Origin of the sequence: Rhodopseudomonas sp. B29 (assembly GCF_000333455.1) — a bacterium.
GTDB lineage: Bacteria > Pseudomonadota > Alphaproteobacteria > Rhizobiales > Xanthobacteraceae > Rhodopseudomonas.
This window is the reverse complement of record NZ_BADD01000360.1, coordinates 1-3,731: the sequence shown is the minus strand read 5'-3', so window position 1 is coordinate 3,731 and position 3,731 is coordinate 1. Positions and strand designations below refer to the sequence as shown.

The window sequence follows — 3,731 nt, the reverse complement described above, 5'->3', positions numbered from 1 at the left end:
CCGACGAACGCGCCGTTGCGGATGACGAGAATACGGTCGCACAATCCGATCAGCTCCATCAATTCACTCGACGTCAGCAGCACGCCGCCTCCCTTGCCGGCGAAATCGCGCAGCAACCGGTAGATCTCGGTCTTGGCGCCGACATCGACGCCGCGGGTCGGCTCTTCGATCAGCAGGACGTTGCAACCGGCCGTCAGCCACCGCCCGAGCAGAACCTTCTGCTGATTGCCGCCCGACAGGCTGCCGACCGCCTGCGACAGGCCGGTTGCCGCCAGATGCAGCGACTTCGCCAGTGTCTTCAGCAGATCGCGCCTGATACGCACGCGCGCCAACGCGCGCTGGATCGCCAGAATGCCGAGCGACAGGTTCTCGCCGATCGGCAGATCGAGAAACAGGCCTTCGGTCTTGCGATCCTCGGGCACGAAGCCGATGCCTCGCCGCACATTCTCGGTGCGGCCAAGTCCGAGATCGAGCGGTTGCAACGCGGTTCCGTCGCCGGCCGCCTTGCGCACGTCTCCGTCGACCGGCGGAGTCACGCCGGCGAGGCAGCGCATCACCTCGCGTTGGCCCTGCCCTTCGAGTCCGGCGATGCCGAGGATCTCGCCGCGCCGGAGCTTCAGGTCGATCGGCTTGCGGTCGGCATGAACCTGCAGCTGCTGGGCTTCAATCAGCGGAGGACCGAAGCCAGCCGCGCGCGGCGGAAACAGATCCTGGATCGAGCGGCCGACCATTGCGGTCACCAGGGCGCCAGGTGTCATCTCGCGCGTCGGCCTTGTCAGCACGTGCTGACCGTCCTTCAGCACCGTGACGGTGTCGCACCAGCGCGCGATCTCCTCCAGACGATGGCTGATGTAGAAAATCGCTTTGCCTTCTCGCTGAAGCTGCAGCATCAGCTGGCCGAGCTTATCGACCTCGACCTTGTTGAGCGCCGCCGTCGGCTCGTCGAAGATGAACACCGAGGCATTGGCGGAGACGCCCTTACCAATCTCGACGAGTTGCTGTTCGCCGATCGACAGATCGGAGACCGGCCGCTGCGGATCGAGATCGATACCGATCCGCGCCAGCAGCGCTGCGGCGTCCTTCAGCATCTGCCGATGGCGCACCATCATCATGCGGCGCGGCTCGCGGCCGAGAAACAGGTTCTCGGCCACCGAGAGATTCGGCAGCAGGGTGAATTCCTGAAACACGGTGGAGACGCCGTGCTTCAGCGCATCGCGAGGGCCGGTCAGGCGGACGCGGTGACCGTTGATCTCGACCTCGCCGGCATCGGGCTGATAGACGCCGGCGAGAACTTTCATCAGGGTCGATTTGCCGGCACCGTTCTCGCCGGTGACAGCGTGGATCGACCCGGCATGACCGGTGATCGAGACATCGCGAAGGGCCCTGGTGGCGCCGAAGCTGACGGAAACACCGCGCGCAACCACGACCTCACGTGCCTGGCCAGGCATCGTCATGACGGACACTCGATCACCTTTGGCTCGCTTATTTGCCGAACAGCTCTTTCAGCTTGGCCTCCGGCAGGGTCGACGGCACCCAATAGGCGTCGTTCAGATCGGGCCGATAGTACTTGTCGACATCCGCGTTGGTGATCGGCGCCGGATCGGAGAAGTAGCCCTTGTACATCTGCTTGCCTTCGAGCAGCGCCACCGAGGCGCGGACGACGGCCGGGCCGAGACCCGGCGTGAACACCGGCGCGACGCTCTTGACGCCCGAACTCTTCCACACCTTAAAGAACCCGTTGTTGCCCTCGCCGGTCATCGGCACCAGCGGCTTGCCGGCTTCCTTGAAGACTTCGATGCAGGCACGGGTCATTTCGGCGCCCGAGAACCAGATGCCGTCGACCGGCTTGCCGGAGAGCACCAGGTTTTCGCAGAGCTGCTTCGCCTTCGCGTAGTTCCAGTCGCCAAACACTTCGGCGGTGATCTTGATGTCGGTGCCTGCGATGGCCTTTTTGAAGCCCTCGTAGCGCAGCACTTCTTCGCCGACGCCGGCGACGCCGCGCACCGCCCAGATATTGCCTTTGCCCTTCAGCTCCTTGGCGAGAAACTCGCCGCCGACGCGGCCGAACGCGCCACCACCGCCGAACACTTCCAGCGTGCCATTGAGTTCGCCGTTGCTGGCGCCGAACACCACCACCGGGATGCCCTTGGCCACCGCCTTGTCGACCTGGGCCGCGACCACCGGGAAGGCGATCGGCGCGACGATCAGCAGATCGACGTTACGCGCCATCAGGTCTTCAATGTCGGCCACCTGCTTGGCAGGCTTCCAATCCGCCTCGAGAACGGTGAATTCGCCGATGTTCTTGTTGAGCGAAGCTTCGTACTTCATCTCCTGCAGCATCTGGACGATCCAGGTGTTGCCGACGCCCGGGAAGGCAAGGCCGATCTTCCACGGCGGCGCCTTCTTGAACTTGCCCTCGGGAACAACCTCCTTCGACGACGGCGCGATCAGGCCCGGCGGCAGCAACTGCACGTCCTCGGCCCAGCTTGCGACCGACGTCACAGTGCTGACCAGCATGGCTGCGGCCAGCGAAACCATGGCTCGCGTCAATCTCTTCATCGTATCCCCCCGGTGATCTTGTTCGTTTCAGGGGGCGCGGACATCACGTCGAGCACGCAGCCGAACTCCGCCGCAGCCCAACACCGACGCATCCTGTCCGTCCCAGCGGGACGGCGCACGACACGCAGCAGTGTGGGATCAGCGGCGCCCGAGTGGCGCAATCGCGGGATGAACCCGCACCTCCCTGTTCGTTATTTTCGTTTTAGCTTTCGTATTCTTCCTAAGTCGAAGCCGACGTCAAGGCAATTGCGCGCGAGAGTCGCAGGTAGCTGAGCTTGTGCACTGCGGTAACTCTCTCGAAAAGGCTAGCTCGCGCGCCTGGTGTTTCGCGCATCGTGACGAATGGCAGTTCGGCCGAACGACTAAACACACCGAAAAGGAAATGGCCGGGGACAAGCCCCGGCCATCGTTCGCATCGCAACTGATGAAGTGTGGCGCTGCCGCGCTCACTCCTCCTTGAAGCCGTACTCCTGATTATTGCCGGTCGCGCCGTAATATTTGTACGGCAGGAACTTGCCCGACATCGTGATCTTGACGCGGTCGCCCTTCGGGTTGGGCAGGCGGTCCATCACCATGTCGAAGTCGATCGCCGACATGATGCCGTCGCCGAATTCCTCTTCGATCAGCGCCTTCCAGGCCGGGCCGTTGATCATCACCAGCTCGTAGAAGCGATAGATCAAGGGATCGGTCGGCGGCATGGTGATGCCCTCGCCGCGCATCGGCACTTCGTTGAGCATCGCGGTCTCGACCTTGGAGAGACCGAACAGCTCGGCGGCGGCGGCGGCCTGCGGCTTGGTGAGCTTCATCTGGCCCAAGATGGCGCCGACCACCAGCACTTCGGAATGGCCGCCGATCTTTTCGCAGATGTACTTCCAGGTCCAGCCCTTCTCGCGCTTGAGGTCGAGCAGCTTTTCGGTGAGTTGCGCACGCTTCATCTGGGGGTCTCCTTGTCGATTGGGGTGTGTTGGATGAGTTGGGATCAGCGGGCGCGCAGCTGCGCCGCACCGGGAACGGCGACGCCGCTCGGCTGCGGCACCAGCGCCGGCTCTGCGAGTCCGGGACGCACCAGCGGCACGTTGCGATGATCGTGCTGCGGATTCTCGGCCGCGAAGCTCTTGCTGCGCGTCACCAGGAAATCGATGATGTGGTTGCGCAGCGCGTAGTAATAAGGA

General features: G+C 63.6%; 3 protein-coding genes and 1 pseudogene. All 4 read right to left on the bottom strand.

Annotated features, from left to right (window positions below; translation table 11 throughout):
* Positions 1 to 1,454 (bottom strand): sugar ABC transporter ATP-binding protein (locus I5M_RS12975; RefSeq protein WP_022721790.1); only part of this gene is annotated, 1,454 nt, incomplete at its 3' end.
* Between the two features lie 28 nt (positions 1,455 to 1,482).
* Positions 1,483 to 2,517, bottom strand: coding sequence for an ABC transporter substrate-binding protein (locus I5M_RS12970; protein WP_159103995.1), 1,035 nt, complete (start codon positions 2,515 to 2,517; stop codon positions 1,483 to 1,485).
* Positions 2,518 to 3,005: 488 nt separating this feature from the next.
* Entirely contained in the window at positions 3,006 to 3,494 is a 489-nt protein-coding gene (gene cynS / locus I5M_RS12965; protein WP_022721788.1) for a cyanase, read from the bottom strand.
* A 44-nt stretch (positions 3,495 to 3,538) separates the two neighbouring features.
* Positions 3,539 to 3,731, bottom strand: a pseudogene (locus I5M_RS12960) (ABC transporter ATP-binding protein); the annotation flags it as partial.